The organism is Streptomyces sp. NPDC046931, from assembly GCF_040644655.1.
GTDB lineage: Bacteria > Actinomycetota > Actinomycetes > Streptomycetales > Streptomycetaceae > Streptomyces.
This window is the reverse complement of record NZ_JBEYWX010000036.1, coordinates 1-16486: the sequence shown is the minus strand read 5'-3', so window position 1 is coordinate 16486 and position 16486 is coordinate 1. Positions and strand designations below refer to the sequence as shown.

Below are 16486 nucleotides of genomic sequence, written 5' to 3'. Positions count from 1 at the left end.
GCACCAGCGGCGGCGTGGGAAGCGTCCGCACGCCGTTCGTTCACAGCCGCACGATGACCAGCGCGATGTCGTCGCGGGCCCCGCCGGCCACACCGAGTTCCGCGAGCAGCGCGTCGGCCATGCGTTCGGGGCTGAGGCTGCAGTAGCGGCGCAGGGCCTCGGTCAGGCGGTTCAGGCCCACCTCGATGTGCTCGTCGCGCCGCTCGATCAGCCCGTCGGTGTAGAGCACGAGGAGGTCCCCGGGCGTGTACGTCTGGCCGGCCTGGGGGCGGGGCACGTGCTGGGGCCGGGCCCCGAGCGGCGGGTCGGTCGCCTGGTCGAGAAGTACGCAGTCGCCGTCGGGGTGCACCAGTACGGGGGGCGGGTGTCCCGCGTTGCTGTAGATGATGAGGCGGCTGTAGGTGTCCACCATGGCCTTGACGGCCGTGGTGTTCAGGGCGCCCTCGACCGACCGGGCGTACAGGCCCACCACCTCCATGGCCTGAGCCGGCCGCTCCAGCGCACGGATGGCCGCGCCCAGCGCGCTGCGCAGCATCCCCATCACGGCGGCGGCCTCGAGGCCGTGGCCGACGACATCGCCGACCGCCACCGAGAAGCGGCCGTCGGACAGGTCCACGACGTCGTACCAGTCGCCGCACACGTTGAGTGAGCCGGTGGCGGGCAGATAGCGCACCGCCACGTTCTCGTGCCGGGCCAGATCGGGCGACTGGAGCATGGCCTCCTGCAAGGTGACGGCCACCTGACGCTCGCGGTTGTGGGCCTGCCGCAGCTCCTCGTTCAGCACCTGCAGCTCACGTGCCCGTGCGTACAGCTCGGCCTCCAGGGCCTCGCGCTCGGTGAGCTGCCGGGAGGTGCGGCGGGCGCTGTGCGCGTGGGCGTGGACGTACTCGGTGACGTCCTCCACCCGGTGGATGATCCAGGCCACGCTTCCGTCCGGACCGCGGATCGGCGTGTTGACGGGGGACCACCAGCGCTCCTCGAAGGCGCCGGGCCGCCCGGCGATGGGGATGTCGTACTTCTGGAGCGCCATGGTGTCGGGCTCCCGGGAGACGAGGACCCGGTGCAGCGAGGCGTTCAGGTTCCGTACGCCGTCGGCCTCGGGATCGGCGGGGTTGTCCGGGAAGGCCTCGAAGATGTGCTGCCCGATCAGGTCGTCCCGGGTCCTCCGGGTCGCGTCCAGATACGCCTGGTTGACCTCCACGATCACCAGGTCGGGGGCCAGGACGAGGTAGGGGCTCGGTGTGGCGGAGAACAGCGCCGCATAGTCCATCTGCGACCCCTGCATCGTCACCGTCTCCCTTCCCGCCCCTCCCCGTGGCCGCCCGTCCCTTCACGCTACGGTCCGCGCAGCTCGGCCGCCCACCGCAAGCACGTGCCCGCGTGGTCAGGGCAGCCGGTCGGCGCCGCCCAGCAGGGTCTCCGGGGCGTGCACCCCGGCCAGACGGGCGAAGCCCAGCGCGTAGTCGTGCAGATTGCGCTGGACCGCGCTCAGCGCGGCGCGGCAGGCCGTGTTGTCGGACCAGGCGGATTCGGGGGCGTCAGGGTGCGCCTGCTCGTGGGCGCGCAGACGGGGGTGCCAGGTCGAGAGGAAGGGGCGCAGCTCATGGTTGAGCATGGTGATCGCGAGGTATTCGACCGTGTGCCCGCCGACGCCGGCCCTCGAGGGGCGGCCGGCCTTGAGGGTGTCGCGGGTCGTGGCGAAGAGCCCGTACAAAGAGCTGAGCGCCTCGCGCAGCAGGCCCTCGTCGTGGCCCAGGGGCTGGGTGGAGACCCGGGTGGCCGTCTCGACGAACAGGTGCCAGGCCATCTGCCGTGCGTCGTTGTTCACGACGAACGTCAGCTCGCTGATCTGCGGGACCCGGACGGTGACCTCGCTGAGGCGCGCGGCGCGGCCGTAGACCTGGAGGATCACCACGGCGAGGGCGCCGGCCAGGCCTCCGGTGATGAGGAACAGATTGCGGCCGCTGACCCGGGTGACGCTGAAGACGGCCAGGCCGGTCGCGGCGCCGACCACCACGGCGGCGAGCAGCCGTAGGCCGTGCAGGCGCACTCCGTTCCGGAGCGTGGTCCACCATGTCATTCCGTCTCGTCCCCCCTTGTCACCGGCCGTCAGCCGACCTTGTCCCGGGCCGTCAGCCGACCTTGTCCCGGGCCGTCAGCCGACCTTGTCCCGGGCCGTCAGCCGATGTGTGCCGCCGCCACGGCCAGAACCAGGGCCGCGCTGGAGGCACAGCCGATCCGGCCGTCGCACGCGGCCCTCACCGCCTCGGCCAGCGGAATATGACGTACCTCCAGGCCCGTCTCGCCGGGCTCCGGTGCGGGCTCGCCCGGCGTCAGGCCCTCGGCGCTCCACAGGTGGACGCGGGCGGGCGTGAGCCCGGGCAGCGGATGCAGGGCGCCCCGCGCCGTCCAGCGGCCTTCGCGGTAGCCGGTCTCCTCGGCGAGTTCGCGACGGGCGGCCGCCCGGCTGTCGCGGTCCTGCGGGTCCAGGTCACCGCCCGGCAGCTGCCACATCGTGCCGGTGAGGTAGTGGTACTGCTCGACGACCAGCAGGCGTCCCTCGACCAGCGCCGCGACCCGCACCTGGTCGGGCACCCGCACCCAGTCGTAGCGGCCCGCGCGCCCGTCGGGCCGCGTGACCTCGTCCTGGTACGCCACGAGGCGGGCGGTCGTGCACAGGGACTCCCGGTGGTGCCGCCTCCAGGGTCCTCGGGTCTCCATGCCGGGAGTTCTGCCCAGGCACCGCGACGCCATGCGCCACCGGCCGTCTGGGTGGGATCTGCGCTCCTGAGCGCAGGGAGGAGGGGACGGGGCACCCGGCATACCGCTCTTCGGGCGGTACGAGGCACGCTGCCGCCGACGCCCGTCGCCGTCCCGCACGGCGGCCTACGCCACGGCCTCCGTCCCGGGCGGGGCCAGGGCCTCGGCCCCCGTCGCCGGCGAGGACACCCGCGCCTTGTCGAACTGCGTCCGGTACAGCTCCGCGTACCGTCCGTCCGCGGCCAGCAGCTCCTCGTGCGTGCCCCGCTCCACGATCCGGCCGGACTCCACGACGAGGATGACGTCGGCGGCCCGTACGGTGGACAGACGGTGGGCGATGACGACGGCGGTACGGCCCTCCAGGGCTTCCGTCAGGGCCTCCTGGACGGCCGCCTCCGAGGTGCTGTCGAGATGGGCGGTGGCCTCGTCGAGGATGACGACGCGCTGACGGGCCAGCAGCAGGCGCGCGATCGTCATCCGCTGGCGCTCGCCGCCGGACAGCCGGTAGCCGCGCTCACCGACGACCGTGTCGAGGCCGTCGGGCAGGGAACGGACGAGGCCGTCGAGACGGGCGCGGCCCAACACCTCCCACAGGTCGTCCTCGGTCGCGTCCGCGCGGGCGAGCAGCAGATTGGCCCGTACCGTGTCGTGGAACAGGTGACCGTCCTGCGTCACCATGCCGAGCGTCTCGCGCAGGGACGCCGCGCTCAGCTCACGCACGTCGATCCCGCCGACGCGCACGGCGCCTTCGTCGACGTCGTACAGCCGCGGCAGCAGAGCGGCGATGGTGGACTTGCCGGCGCCCGAGGAGCCGACGAGCGCGACCGTCCGGCCGGGCTCGGCGCGGAAGGAGACTCCGTGCAGGATCTCGGCTCCGCCGCGGGTGTCCAGGGTCGCCACCTCCTCCAGTGAGGCCAGGGAGACCCGGTCGGCGGCCGGGTAACCGAAGCGGACGTCGTCGAACTCCACCGACACCGGCCCCGCGGGGACACTCCGCGCGCCCGGCTTCTCCTCGATCAGCGGCCTGAGGTCGAGTACCTCGAAGACGCGCTCGAAGCTCACCAGGGCGCTCATCACCTCCACCCGGGCACCCGCGAGGGAGGTGAGCGGCGCGTACAGCCGGGTGAGCAGCAGGGCCAGCGAGACGACGGAGCCGGGCTCCAGGGTGCCGCGCAGGGCGAACCAGCCTCCGAGGCCGTAGACCAGGGCGAGCGCCAGCGCGGAGACGAGCGTCAGGGCGGTGAGGAACGCGGACTGTGCCATCGCCGTCCGCACCCCGATGTCCCGCACCCGCCGGGCCCGCGCCGCGAACTCGGCGGACTCCTCCTCCGGACGCCCGAACAGCTTGACGAGGGTGGCGCCGGGCGCGGAGAAGCGCTCGGTCATCCGGGTCCCCATGGCGGCGTTGAGGTCGGCGGCCTCCCGCTGGAGCCGTGCCATACGTCTGCCCATCCGCCGCGCCGGCACCACGAAGACCGGCAGCAGTGCCAGGGCGAGCAGGGTGACCTGCCAGGACAGGGTGAGCATCACGGCCAGGGTGAGCAGCAGCGTGACGAGGTTGCCGACCACCCCGGACAGGGTGTTGCTGAAGGCGCGCTGGGCGCCGATGACGTCGTTGTTGAGACGACTGACGAGCGCTCCCGTACGGGTACGTGTGAAGAACGCGACCGGCATGCGCTGCACATGATCGAACACAGCCGTCCGCAGATCGAGGATGAGGCCCTCCCCGAGCGTGGCCGACAGCCGGCGGCCGAGGAGCCCGAGCGCCGCCTCGGCGAGCGCGATCACGGCGATCAGCAACGACAGCCCTATGACCCTGCCCTGGTCGCCGTGCGACACGATCGCGTCGACGACGCGGCCGGCGAGTACGGGGGTCGCGACGGCGAGCAGTGCGGTCACCACACTGACCACGACGAACTCCGCGATACGCCGGCGGTGCGGGCGGGCGAAGGCCCCGATGCGGCGCAGCGTCGCACGGGCGAAGGGCCGGTGTTCCCGCTGTGCCGTCATGACACTGTGCAGCTGGTGCCAGGCGGTGCTCTCCATGCTCATGAGTCCGACGGTAGAACCTCCGGCGCCGTGAGGCTCGACGCGCGCGGGCACGGCTGCGCGGGCGCTCCCGTGCCTTGCCCGGCGTGTCAGCCTCCGTCTCCGCGTACGCAACCTCGTGTTGGTGCGGCACGGAAAGCCTCTGCCGATGTGACTGCCGTACGTCTCCCTCAGGGACTCCCCAGACGTGTTCCGGTCCGCCGGGTCCTGTGCCTGCTCCCGCTCGTCCTCGTGCTCGTGGTCGCGGCAGAGCACCGGTCCGTGCTGGCGGAGGGCTTCGGCCACCTGCGGTCGGCCGAGTGGCCGTGGCTGGTGGCCGCGGCCGGTGCGACCTGTCTGACCTGGGTCGCGGCCGCCGTCACCCGGCAGGGCGCGGTGGTGCAGCGGCTGCCGCTGCGGCGGCTGCTGGCCACGCAGTTCGCAGCGGGCGCGGCCAATCACCTGCTGCCGACCGGGCTCGGCGCGAGCGCGGTCAACCTGCGCTTCATGACGGTGTGCGGGGTGCCGCTCGCACGCTCGTCGGCCGCGCTCGCGCTGTACATGCTCGCCGAGGCGATCACCCGGGTCGCTCTGCTGCTGGTCCTGCTGGTGACGTCCCCGGACGCGCTTCACCTCGGCTCTCTCGTCCCCGCCGCGGCGGCGGGTCCGATCCTGCTCGCGGCGGCCGGGGCGGTGTGCGTCGCGGTGACGGTCGTCCTGGTGGTGCGGCGGCTGCGCACGGCCGTGTTCTCGTTCGTGCGCACGGCGCTGGGCGAGGCCCGCTCGGTGCACACCCGGCCGGCCCGCGCGCTCGCCCTGTGGGGCGGCTCGCTGGCGTTCCCCGCGCTTCAGGCGGCCGGGCTCGCCGCGGTGGGCCAGGCGCTGGCGCTCCCGGTGCCGCCCGTGCACATGGCGGTCGCGTATCTGGCGGCGACCCTCGCGGTCGCCGCCGTGCCCACCCCGGGCGGGATCGGCTCGGTGGAGGCGGCACTGATCGTCGCCCTGGCCGCGGCGGGCGGTCCGGTGGCCGTGGCGACGGCGGTGGTCCTCGGGTACCGGATCATCACGGTGTGGCTGCCCCTGCTGCCGGGTGCACTGACGCTGGGGGCGCTGGTGCGGCTGAAAGTGATCTGAACGGGGCGCACACCGCCACGGCCGCAGGCGCCCGTCGGCGGCTGACACCCGACCGCGCCCACGGCTCTCCGCCGGACGGCGACAGCGACCGTACCGGAGAGTAACCTCGCGGGGTCAGCCCTTCCCCGCCCGTGAGAGAGGCAGCCCGATGCCGGTCCGGACCGAACGCCAGGGGTACGTCAGCACCCTCGTCCTCTCCCGCCCCGAGGCCCGTAACGCGGTGGACGGGCCGACCGCCGCCGCGCTGGCCGACGCCTTCCGGGCGTTCGAGGCGGACCCGTCGGCGCGCGTGGCGGTGCTGTGGGGCGAGGGCGGGACGTTCTGCGCGGGCGCCGATCTCAAGGCGGTCGGGACCGAGCGCGGCAACCGGGTGGCCGAGGACGGCGACGGGCCGATGGGACCGACCCGGCTGCGGCTGTCCAAGCCGGTGATCGCGGCGGTCGCCGGTCATGCGGTGGCCGGCGGTCTGGAGCTGGCGCTCTGGTGCGATCTGCGGGTCGCCGAGGAGGACGCGGTGTTCGGTGTCTTCTGCCGCCGCTGGGGCGTACCGCTCATCGACGGCGGCACGGTACGGCTGCCGCGGCTGATCGGCACCAGCCGTGCCCTGGACATGATCCTCACCGGTCGTGCGGTGCCGGCCCGGGAGGCCCATGCGATGGGGCTCGCCAACCGCGTCGTGCCGACCGGCCGCGCTCGCGCCGAGGCGGAGGAACTGGCCGCCGAGATCGCCCGCTTTCCGCAGGCGTGCCTGCGCGGCGACCGCGCCTCGGTCCTCGACCAGGAGGGACTGGACGAGCAGACGGCGATGCGCGGCGAACTCCGCTACGGCATCGATGTCCTGGCGGAGGGGCTGGAAGGTGCGGGCCGCTTCGCGACCGGGGCCGGGCGGCACGGGTCGTTCAGGGACCTGTGACCGCGGGCCGGGCCGAGGGCACGCCTCCGTACGGTGAACGGCCGGTCCACGCCGCCCCTTTCACGGTCGGACACCGTCATACGGCAGGATGAATCCTCGCTCCGGACGACCGACACCGGTCCGGGCGTGATCGTGCATCCCGTGATACGAGCAGGTGGCAAGTGACGACTCCTCACATCCGGCCCTGGGGCCCCTTCTTCGGCGCGGGAGGTGACCGGTGAACCGTGCGCTCACTCTCGACGACCTGATGCTTGCCGGGATCGCCCTGGCCGCGGGCCTGTTGACGGCCTTCCTGCTGCGCGTGCTGCTGCGCTGGCTGGGCCGGCACGCGAGCCGCACCCGGTGGAGCGGCGACGACGTCATCGTGGACGCGCTGCGCACCGTGGTGCCCTGGTCGGCCATCGCCGGCGGCGCGGCCTCCGCGGCGGCCGTACTGCCGCTCACCCGGACGGTGCAGCACCACGTCAACCAGTCCCTGAGCGTGCTGCTCATCTTCGTCGTGACGCTGACGGCCGCCCGGGTCGTCGCGGGTCTGGTGCGGACGGTCACCCAGTCCCGCTCCGGGGTCGCCGGATCGGCGACGATCTTCGTCAACATCACCCGGGTCGTGGTGCTGGCCTTGGGCTTCCTGGTGACGCTTCAGACACTGGGCATCTCCATAGCGCCCCTCCTCACCGCCCTGGGTGTGGGTGGTCTGGCCGTCGCCCTCGCCCTTCAGGACACCCTCGCGAACCTGTTCGCGGGCATCCACATCCTCGCCTCCAAGACCGTTCAGCCGGGTGACTACATCCGGCTGAGCAGCGGCGAGGAGGGGTATGTCGTCGACATCAACTGGCGGCAGACCACCGTCCGCCAGCTCTCCAACAACCTGGTCGTCATCCCCAACGGGGAGCTCGCCAAGACCAACATGATCAACTACACCCGTCCCGAGCAGCAGTTGACCGTGCTGGTGCAGGTGGGGGTCGGTTACGACAGTGATCTGGAACATGTCGAGAAGGTGACCACCGAAGTCGTCGCCGAGGTGATGACGGAGATCACGGGCGCCGTCCCGGACCACGAACCGGCGGTCCGCTTCCACACGTTCGGCGACTCCCGGATCGGCTTCACGGTGATCCTGGGCGTCGGCGAGTTCAGCGACCAGTACCGGATCAAGCACGAGTTCATCAAGCGCCTGCACAAGCGGTACCGGGCCGAGGGGATCCGCATCCCGGCGCCGACGCGGACGGTGGCGCTGCACCAGGGCGCGGCCGCCATACCGCCGCCTCGCAGCGGCGACGACGTGGTGGCCGAGCACAGCGGCAGGAACAGCCCCTGACCTTCGGGCACCCCCCTTGGCCTTCGGGACACCCCTTGGCCTGCGGGCCGCCGTGGGGCTCGCCGGACCGGCCGGGCCGGTCCGGCCGTCATATGCTCGAAGGAGCATGAACCCTTCCCCCGAATCCCCGATGCACGGACCTCGGACTCCCGGTGACCCGAGGCCCGGAGCTCCAGGCCGGATGGATCGCTCGCTCGACCAACGGCTGGACCGGATCGCGCGCCATCCCTTCCGCGCGAAGTTCCGTCTGCGCGGACGCGACCGAGCCACCGCCGAGCTGAGCGGCCCCTCCACCCTCCGGTGGCACGCGTACGACCTCATCGCCAAGCGGCTGGCACCGGCCGAGCCGTACAAGGACGGGAAGCAGACCCCCTACCGGGGCCACCCGGTCTTCGTCGCCCAGCACGCGACCGCGACATGCTGCCGTACGTGTCTGGAGCGCTGGCACGGGATCCCGAAGGGCCGGGAGCTGAGCCGTGCGGAGCGTGCCTATGTCGTGGAAGTGATCTGCCGGTGGATCGAGCGCGAGATGGTGGGCGCGCCGGGGTCCGGCACCGGCTCGGCATGGGAGGACCGGCCCTGACGCGACCCGCCTGGTCGGGCCTCCCGCCACGCCGGGACGCGGGTCTGGCGCCCGGGCGGCCCCTTCGGGGCTTCCAGGGCGCGGGCCACTGTCGAGTGGGGTGCACGCACGAGATATCTTGATGTCGAGCAATGTTGCAGACGTGGAGCGGAGCACCCGGTGACTGACTCGACCATCATTTACACGCACACTGACGAGGCCCCGGCCCTGGCGACGTATTCCTTCCTGCCGGTGGTCCGGGCTTACGCCTCGCAGGCGGGTGTCGCTGTGGAGACCCGTGACATCTCGCTGGCCGGGCGCATCCTCGCGGTCTTCCCCGAGTACCTCGACGAGGGCCTGCGGATCAACGACGACCTCGCCGAGCTGGGCGAGCTGGCCAAGACCCCCGCGGCCAACATCATCAAGCTGCCGAACATCTCGGCGTCCGTCCCGCAGCTGAAGGCGGCCGTCGCCGAGCTTCAGGCCAAGGGCTACGCGCTGCCGGACTACCCGGACGAGCCGAAGACCGACGAGGAGCGGGAGATCCGCGCCCGTTACGACAAGGTCAAGGGCTCCGCCGTGAACCCGGTGCTGCGCGAGGGCAACTCCGACCGCCGTGCCCCGGCCTCGGTGAAGAACTACGCCAAGACCCACCCGCACCGCATGGGCGCCTGGACGCCGGAGTCGAAGACGAACGTCGCGACCATGGGTGTGGACGACTTCCGCTCCACCGAGAAGTCGGCGGTGATCTCCGAGGCCGGTGCGCTGCGCATCGAGCTGAAGGGCGACGACGGCTCCACCACCGTGCTGCGCGAGTCCGTGCCGGTCCTCGAGGGCGAGGTCGTGGACGCCTCGGTGATGCGCGTCGCCGCGCTGCGCGAGTTCCTGACCGCGCAGGTCGCCCGCGCCAAGGAGGAGGGCGTCCTGTTCTCGGTGCACCTGAAGGCCACGATGATGAAGGTCTCCGACCCGATCGTCTTCGGTCATGTGGTGCGCGCCTTCTTCCCGAAGACGTTCGCGAAGTACGGCGAGACGTTCGCCGCGGCCGGCCTGACCCCGAACGACGGTCTGGGCGGCATCTTCAAGGGCCTGGAGGGCCTGCCGAACGGCGAGGAGATCAAGGCCTCCTTCGACGCCGAGCTGGCCGAGGGCCCGGCGCTGGCCATGGTCGACTCCGACAAGGGCATCACCAACCTGCACGTCCCGTCCGACGTCATCGTCGACGCCTCCATGCCGGCCATGATCCGCACCTCCGGCCACATGTGGGGCCCGGACGGCCAGGAGCACGACACCCTCGCGGTGCTGCCGGACTCCAGCTACTCCGGCGTGTACCAGGCCGTGATCGACGACTGCCGCGCGAACGGCGCCTACGACCCCTCCACCATGGGCTCCGTGCCGAACGTGGGCCTGATGGCGCAGAAGGCCGAGGAGTACGGCAGCCACGACAAGACCTTCGAGATCCCCACCACGGGTACCGTCCGTCTCGTGGACCAGGCCGGCAACGTCGTGCTGGAGCAGACCGTCTCCGCCGGTGACATCTTCCGCGCCTGCCAGACCAAGGACGCCCCGATCAAGGACTGGGTGAAGCTCGCCGTCACCCGTGCCCGCGCCACCGGCGACCCGGCCGTGTTCTGGCTGGACGAGACCCGCGCGCACGACGCAAACCTGATCGCCAAGGTCGAGGAGTACCTGCGGGAGCACGACACCGAGGGCCTGGACATCCGCATCCTGCCCCCGGTCGAGGCGACCAAGCTGTCCGTGGAGCGCATCCGCCGCGGCGAGAACACCATCTCCGTCACCGGCAACGTGCTGCGCGACTACCTGACCGACCTGTTCCCGATCCTGGAGCTGGGCACCAGCGCCAAGATGCTGTCGGTCGTCCCGCTGATGGCGGGCGGCGGCCTGTTCGAGACGGGCGCCGGCGGCTCCGCCCCGAAGCACGTCCAGCAGCTCGTCAAGGAGAACTACCTGCGCTGGGACTCCCTCGGCGAGTTCTTCGCGCTCGTGCCGTCCTTCGAGCAGTACGCGAAGACCACCGGCAACCAGCGCGCCCAGGTCCTCGCCGACACCCTCGACCGCGCCACGGCGACCTTCCTCAACGAGGACAAGTCCCCGACCCGTCGCGTCGGCGGCATCGACAACCGCGGCAGCCACTTCTACCTGTCCCTGTACTGGGCGCAGGAGCTGGCCCGGCAGACCGACGACGCTGAGCTGGCCAAGGCGTTCGCCCCGCTCGCCGAGGGGCTCGCCGCCAATGAGCAGAAGATCGTCGACGAGCTGATCGCCGTCCAGGGCAAGCCGGCCGACATCGGCGGCTACTACCAGCCCGACCCGGCCAAGGCCTCCGAGGTCATGCGTCCCTCGGCGACCTGGAACCAGCTGCTGACGTCGCTCGCGTAAGCGGGGCTTGCGCGGCAGCACCCGCACCGGCGTGACCACGACCGCCCCGGCCGGATCCGATCCGGCCGGGGCGGTCGCGTCCGTGCGGGGAGCCGATCCGGCCGGGGCGGTCGCGTCCGTGCGGACCGGAACCGATCCGGCCGGGGCGGTCGCATCCCTGCGGACCGGAACCGATCCAGCCAGGGCGATCGCGTCCCCGCGGACCGAAACCGAACCAACCAGCACAGCCGCATCCCCGCGGACCGGAACCGAACCAGCCAGGGCGATCGCGTCCCCGCGGACCGGAACCGAACCAACCAGCACAGCCGCATCCCCGCGGACCAGAACCGAACCAACCAGCACAGCCGCATCCCCGCGGACCGGAGTCGGCGCCGAGGTGATACATGCGCGCAGGCGCCGCCGCTCGGTCAACAGGGCCGGGGCATCGGCCCGTCGGGCACGTGCGCTGCCCAGTCCAGGATCTGCACCGCGGCGCCGGCGGCCTCCAGTCCCCGGCAGCGCGCGTGATGCCGTCGGGCGATGCCGTCGAGGTCGAGGTGCGGACCGAAGGCGGGATGGGCGGCCAGCCGGCGGGCGTAGGCCCACAGGTGCGGATGGTCGGCGATGCGCTGCACCGCGACGGCGTCCAGATGCCAGCGGTGCACGGTGTCGAGTTGCACCAGCCCGACCCACAACTCCACGTCGGCGGCGCTGAGTTGCTCGCCGAGCAGATACTCCCGGCGGGCCAGGCGGCCCTCGAGTGAACGCAGGGTCCACAGCAGCGAGGCGAGCGCGGCGTCCCGCTCCTCGGCATCGGCGTCGGCGCGTCCCGCGCGCTGGGCGGCCGCGTCGATGCCCTGTGCGCACAGGCTCCGAATGCCCTCCGTCTCCCCGTCGGCGCCCTGCGGGTACAGCGCGGGGCTGCCCGCACCGAAGCGGCGCGCCATGTCGCGCATGATGTCGGGGGCGTGGGTGCTGACGATCCGGCCCGACCAGTCGTCACTGAGCACCGGCGCCACGGCGGCACCGGGGTAGCGATGGGCGCTCGCCTCGTAGAGCGGGCGCAGCGACGAGTGTTCGCCCGCGGGTCCGTCGGGCACCGCGGGCAGCAGGGTCACGGGCACGACCTCCTCGAGGCCGAGCAGGCTGTGGATGACGGCGATCCGCAGACAGCGCGGACAGGCCAGGGACAGGTGGAGGCGGTAGCGACGCGGTACGGCGTAGTGGCCGCTACGGGCGTCGCAGCCGATCCTGCCGCGGAAGGCGGGGGCGGGATGGGCGGACGGAAGTGCGGTCAGGGCACGGGCGGACATGTCTCTCCCCGGAGTCGAGTCGGGTTGCGCGAAGGTGCGGTGGGTGGCGGCCCACGGGCGGACGGCGCTCTCCGGCGGGACGACGGGATGTGGCGCGGGCCCGGTAGCGCCGGTTCAGCGCAGCGGGCCGGATGCGCTGCAGACACGCAGCAGATCGATGTGCCGGCGGGAGGTCAGAAGGAGGGACTGCCGGCGTGTGCGCCGCACACGGCCGCTGACCGGCTTCAGGCGTCCCATCATTCCCTACCTGTCCACTAGGAAATCCCTACTGGAGTGTCGGTCCGGCTCCGTTCCGCGTCAAGAGGGCGGTGCGAGCCGGCCGACGGTCCGGTGCACCCGGCCGTCCCTTGACGGTCCAGAGTGTGACTGATTGAGTACTCACATGCAGAAGGATCGTCCCCGCCAGTTGTCCACCGCCGAGGAACGCCGCGAGACGGTGCTGCGCACCGCGATCGGCGCATTCGCCGCGCGCGGGTACTTCGGCACCACCACGGCGGAGGTCGCCAAGGCGGCGGGCATCTCCCAGGCGTACGTCTACCGGCTCTTCCCCAACAAGGAGTTGCTGTTCGTCGCCGTGGTCGAGCACTGCTTCGTACAGGTGCGGGCGAGCCTGGAACGTGCGGCCGCCGAGGCCGGGGGAAGCTCCCCGGAGGTGGTGCTGTCGGCCATGGGGGACGCCTACGCCAAGCTGATCAGCAACAACGACCTGATGTTGATCCAGCTGCACGCCCAGGCGGCGGCCGTCTCGGAACCCGCGGTGCGCGAGGCCGCCCGGCAGGGGTACGCCCGGCTGGTGGAGTACGTCCGCGGCGCGTCCGGGGGCAGCGAAGAACAGATCCAGAACTTCTTCGCCGTGGGCATGCTGTGCCATCTGATCGTCTCCATGGGGGCCGACGAGGTGGAGGCCCCCTGGACACGGACCCTTACGGCGGGGATCACCCACTACTGACCGGGGGGCGAGGCCCGGCGGGCGTTTCGAGGCCAAGCGCCTTCCACCTCCTCGGCCGTTTCGCCCGCGTAGCGAGTGACTGACCATACACTCACATCGCGGTCGGGACAGCCCGCCCGGCCGGCGGCCGGGGGCTGCGAGCGGTGCCGGGGATCAGCCGCGTTCGGTGTCCAGCCAGCTGAGGATTTCGGGCGTCACCGGGTCGACGATGTCGGTGAACTCCTCGTGCTTCTGCAAGAACTTCGCCACGTACGGGCAGACCGGAACGATGCGCTTGCCCTGGGCGCGCACATCGGTGAGCGCCTCCTGGACCAGCCGGGAGGCCAGACCCTGTCCGGCGAACGCCTCGTCGACCTCCGTGTGGTAGAAGACGCGCTGGGCGCCACGGTCGCGGTACGCGGTCAGACCGGCACGCTTGCCGTTCACCAGGATCTCGTAGCGGTTCCTGGCGTCTGCCCGCACGACGACCGGAGCGGCGGAAGACTGGCTCATGGGATGCCTTTCGACTGGGTGTCGGCGCTTTGGAGCGCGGGTCAGCGACGCGGTGGATTCCTGCGCGGCGTGATGACGGCATTCGGCAGAGCGGGCGCCGGAAGCCGGTTCCCCGGGTACCCCTCGACGGCGCCGAAGCGGTCGGAACGGTTCTCCCAGTCCGCCCGCGCCCTGACGATGTCCTCGTGGCTGCGGCCGATGAAATTCCACCACATGACGATCTCCTCCTCGAAGGGAGTTCCGCCGAGCAGCACCGTTCGCGCCGGGTCCTGCGAATCGTTCGTCAGGGTCAGCGCGCCGGTTCCGGGGTGGACGTAGGCCAGCTCCGCGGGACGCAGGCTCACATCGGCGATCCGGATGTTCCCGCGGTCGACGAGGAGCCCGTGTTCGAAGCCCGGGTCGACGGCGAGCGTGACCGTCGCATGGGGCTCGAGGACGATCTCGGCGCCGAGCAGGGGCGTGAAGGTCCCTACCGGGGACGAGGCTCCCGCGAGGGAGCCGAGGAAGACCCTGATCTCGGCGCCGTCGATGCGCACGGGCTCGGGCACGTGGTGCCGGAAGTCCCGGGGCGCGTGGCGATGTTCCGCGGGCAGCGCGACCCAGAGCTGGACGCCGTGCAGAACCGTGGTCCGCGGGGTGGAGACCTCCGAGTGGCTGATGCCGTGCCCGCCCGTCATCAGGTTCAGCTCGCCGGGCCTGACGAAGGCGTGGCTGCCCAGGCTGTCGCGGTGCTCGATCTCGCCGCTGAAGAGCCAGCTCACCGTCTGAAGCCCGGTGTGGGGGTGGGGGGCGACGTCCATGCCCCCGGTCGCGGCGACGTCGTCGGGACCGTAGTGATCGGCGAAGCACCAGGCTCCGATCAGGGTCCGGGCCCGCTGAGGCAGGGTGCGCCGCACGCTCATCGCCCGGGGGCCGCCGAGCGGCACGTCACGCGGGGTGAGCACATCGACCCGCGGCCCCTGCGTCGGCCGCCCGCCGTCGGCCGCCGCCTTGCAGCGCACCTCGACCGGCTCTGTCTCGACGTTGCTCACCGTGATTACCTCCCGGTCGTCCATGATGGTTTTATATTAAACAACTTTCGTTGCGATCATAGAACGATGGCGGTGTCACGTACACGATCGAGCGACGGGCCGGAAGCGGCCACCGAAGGAGTCCCGAGTTGACCAGCCCCGTGACGCACCCCGCCCACCCGCGGATCTTCGTCGGCAAGCAGAGCCCCGCGGCCTACCGCGCACTGCTCGGGACATCGGAGGCGGTGCACGCCGTCGCCGCCGGCACGGGACTCGATCGTGCTCTCGTCGAGCTGATCAACCTCCGCGTGTCGCAGATCACGGACCGCGCAGCGGCCGGGCGTGCTGGCGGCCTGGCGGGACACCGAGCTGTTCACACCCAAGGAGCGCGCCGCACTCGCCCTGGCGGAGGCCACCACGGATCCGAGGGACGCCGCCCAGGAACCCGCGTACGAGGCGGCCCGGCGGGTGCTCACGGACGACCAGATCTCCGCGGTGGTCTGGATGGCGATCACCATCAACGCGTTCGACCGGCTCTCGATCATGAGCAGGCACCCGGTCCGGCGGATCGACGGCCACAGCCGGACGGTCATCTCCGCACGAGATGACTGACATCCCCATTCACGCCCGGCTGGGCCGTCCGCCACTCCGTCGACCGGGCCGCTCGCGCCGCCGGCGTGGACCGCGTCACGAACTTCGAGGCCGATGACGTCATCGCGGCGGCCGAGCCGGTCCGCCACGGTCTGGACGTGTGCGTCAGGCCCCCGTCCATCGCCTCGCACTTCCCGGACCTGGACCGTTACCGGTACGAACGGCACGCGCCGGCCTGGCAGGTGATGGTGGTGCGTCCGCCCGGCGAACCGCCCGCGGCGGCCGCGGCCTTGCCGCGGCACATCAGGTGACACCGCCGCCGCGCGCATGGCCCCGTCCGTGTGACGTGCGTACGGTGCCGAGCGACACACGCACGACGCCGACTGTTGAACGTACGATCAGGCAATGCCTGACACGACCGAAACCTCGCCCGGCTGGCTGACTCCCGACGAACTCGAGCTGGCGCGTGCCCGCATGCCGATCCTGTACGTGGAGGCCGTGCCCGTGCGCGTCGACGACAGCGGCGAAGTCAGCAGCGTCGGACTGCTGTTGCGGATCGGTCCCGACGGGACCGTCAGCCGCACCCTCGTCTCCGGGCGGGTGCTGCACCACGAACGGGTGCGGGACGCGCTCCTGCGGCATCTGGAGAAGGACCTCGGGCCGGTGGCGCTCCCCCGCGTCCCGCCCTCCCTCCAGCCCTTCACCGTGGCCGAATACTTCCCGACCCTGGGGATCACGCCGCTCCACGACCCCCGCCAGCACGCGGTGGCCCTCGCCTACATCGTCCCGGTGGCCGGGGACTGCCGCCCCCGCCAGGACGCGCTCGACCTCGAGTGGTTCAGTCCGCAGGAGGCGTCCTCGGCCGTGGTCCAGGCCGACATGCCGGGCGGGCAGGGCGTCGTCCTCAAGCAGGCCCTGGCCCACGTCGGCTGTCTGTCCTGAACGACACGCCCGGCGGTACCCCACGGCGCCCCTCCCGTCCGGTCCCGCCGCCCCCCGGGGGGGGGCGGGCGGGGGGGGGGGGGGCCGGGGCGCGCCGC

The 16486-nt window shown here is 72.0% G+C and carries 15 protein-coding genes and 1 pseudogene; 9 read left to right on the top strand and 7 right to left on the bottom strand.

All coding sequences use genetic code 11. The features are described 5' to 3' along the window. Positions 1-40 precede the first annotated feature (40 nt). The 4 genes from ABZ876_RS36105 to ABZ876_RS36090 form a co-directional block, all read right to left on the bottom strand. A complete protein-coding gene (locus ABZ876_RS36105) occupies positions 41-1285 on the bottom strand; it encodes a SpoIIE family protein phosphatase (RefSeq protein ID WP_361789749.1) in 1245 nt (414 codons plus the stop codon). Between the two features lie 99 nt (positions 1286-1384). Beyond that, positions 1385-2080: a hypothetical protein gene (locus ABZ876_RS36100; protein ID WP_361789747.1), complete on the bottom strand. Its 696-nt coding sequence runs from the start codon at positions 2078-2080 to the stop codon at positions 1385-1387. 98 nt (positions 2081-2178) lie between these two features. Continuing rightward, entirely contained in the window at positions 2179-2721 is a 543-nt protein-coding gene (locus ABZ876_RS36095; protein WP_361789745.1) for an NUDIX hydrolase, read from the bottom strand. Positions 2722-2886: 165 nt separating this feature from the next. Beyond that, the gene (locus ABZ876_RS36090) at positions 2887-4806 is read right to left on the bottom strand and encodes an ABC transporter ATP-binding protein (protein ID WP_361789837.1); all 1920 of its coding nucleotides are present in this window, start codon (positions 4804-4806) and stop codon (positions 2887-2889) included. Between the two features lie 153 nt (positions 4807-4959). On the opposite strand from ABZ876_RS36090, the gene ABZ876_RS36085 reads away from it, so the two are divergent. The 5 genes from ABZ876_RS36085 to ABZ876_RS36065 all read left to right on the top strand — a co-directional run bounded on the left by ABZ876_RS36085 (position 4960) and on the right by ABZ876_RS36065 (position 11112). Then, positions 4960-5922: a lysylphosphatidylglycerol synthase transmembrane domain-containing protein gene (locus ABZ876_RS36085; protein WP_361789743.1), complete on the top strand. Its 963-nt coding sequence runs from the start codon at positions 4960-4962 to the stop codon at positions 5920-5922. Between the two features lie 148 nt (positions 5923-6070). Beyond that, positions 6071-6835, top strand: coding sequence for a crotonase/enoyl-CoA hydratase family protein (locus ABZ876_RS36080; protein ID WP_361789741.1), 765 nt, complete (start codon positions 6071-6073; stop codon positions 6833-6835). Between the two features lie 217 nt (positions 6836-7052). Beyond that, entirely contained in the window at positions 7053-8150 is a 1098-nt protein-coding gene (locus ABZ876_RS36075) for a mechanosensitive ion channel family protein (protein WP_361789739.1), read from the top strand. A gap of 181 nt (positions 8151-8331) precedes the next feature. Further along, positions 8332-8733 carry a DUF4186 domain-containing protein gene (locus ABZ876_RS36070; RefSeq protein ID WP_361789737.1) on the top strand — a complete coding sequence of 134 codons (402 nt, stop codon included), beginning with the start codon at positions 8332-8334 and terminating at the stop codon, positions 8731-8733. 159 nt (positions 8734-8892) lie between these two features. Beyond that, entirely contained in the window at positions 8893-11112 is a 2220-nt protein-coding gene (locus ABZ876_RS36065; protein WP_361789735.1) for an NADP-dependent isocitrate dehydrogenase, read from the top strand. 407 nt (positions 11113-11519) lie between these two features. Here ABZ876_RS36065 and ABZ876_RS36060 read toward each other — a convergent pair whose 3' ends face one another. Continuing rightward, a complete protein-coding gene (locus tag ABZ876_RS36060) occupies positions 11520-12404 on the bottom strand; it encodes a glutathione S-transferase C-terminal domain-containing protein (RefSeq protein WP_361789733.1) in 885 nt (294 codons plus the stop codon). A 382-nt stretch (positions 12405-12786) separates the two neighbouring features. Here ABZ876_RS36060 and ABZ876_RS36055 point away from each other — a divergent pair, with 382 nt between their 5' ends. Continuing rightward, the gene (locus tag ABZ876_RS36055) at positions 12787-13353 is read left to right on the top strand and encodes a TetR/AcrR family transcriptional regulator (RefSeq protein ID WP_361789731.1); all 567 of its coding nucleotides are present in this window, start codon (positions 12787-12789) and stop codon (positions 13351-13353) included. Between the two features lie 153 nt (positions 13354-13506). Here the strand turns inward: ABZ876_RS36055 and ABZ876_RS36050 are convergent, their stop codons facing one another. Together ABZ876_RS36050 and ABZ876_RS36045 are read right to left on the bottom strand one after the other, a co-directional pair. Next, the gene (locus ABZ876_RS36050; protein ID WP_361789729.1) at positions 13507-13845 is read right to left on the bottom strand and encodes a GNAT family N-acetyltransferase; all 339 of its coding nucleotides are present in this window, start codon (positions 13843-13845) and stop codon (positions 13507-13509) included. 41 nt (positions 13846-13886) lie between these two features. After that, positions 13887-14876, bottom strand: a complete 990-nt coding sequence (locus ABZ876_RS36045; protein ID WP_361789835.1) for a pirin family protein — start codon at positions 14874-14876, stop codon at positions 13887-13889. 128 nt (positions 14877-15004) lie between these two features. Between ABZ876_RS36045 and ABZ876_RS36040 the strand changes: the two are divergent. The 3 genes and pseudogenes from ABZ876_RS36040 (at position 15005) to ABZ876_RS36030 (ending at position 16388) form a co-directional block, all read left to right on the top strand. After that, positions 15005-15467 (top strand): annotated as a pseudogene (locus ABZ876_RS36040) (carboxymuconolactone decarboxylase family protein). A gap of 65 nt (positions 15468-15532) precedes the next feature. Continuing rightward, a complete protein-coding gene (locus tag ABZ876_RS36035) occupies positions 15533-15757 on the top strand; it encodes a hypothetical protein (protein WP_361789727.1) in 225 nt (74 codons plus the stop codon). 94 nt (positions 15758-15851) lie between these two features. After that, complete coding sequence (locus tag ABZ876_RS36030) at positions 15852-16388, top strand: NUDIX hydrolase family protein (protein WP_361789725.1); 537 nt, start codon at positions 15852-15854, stop codon at positions 16386-16388. The last annotated feature ends 98 nt before the right edge of the window (positions 16389-16486 follow it).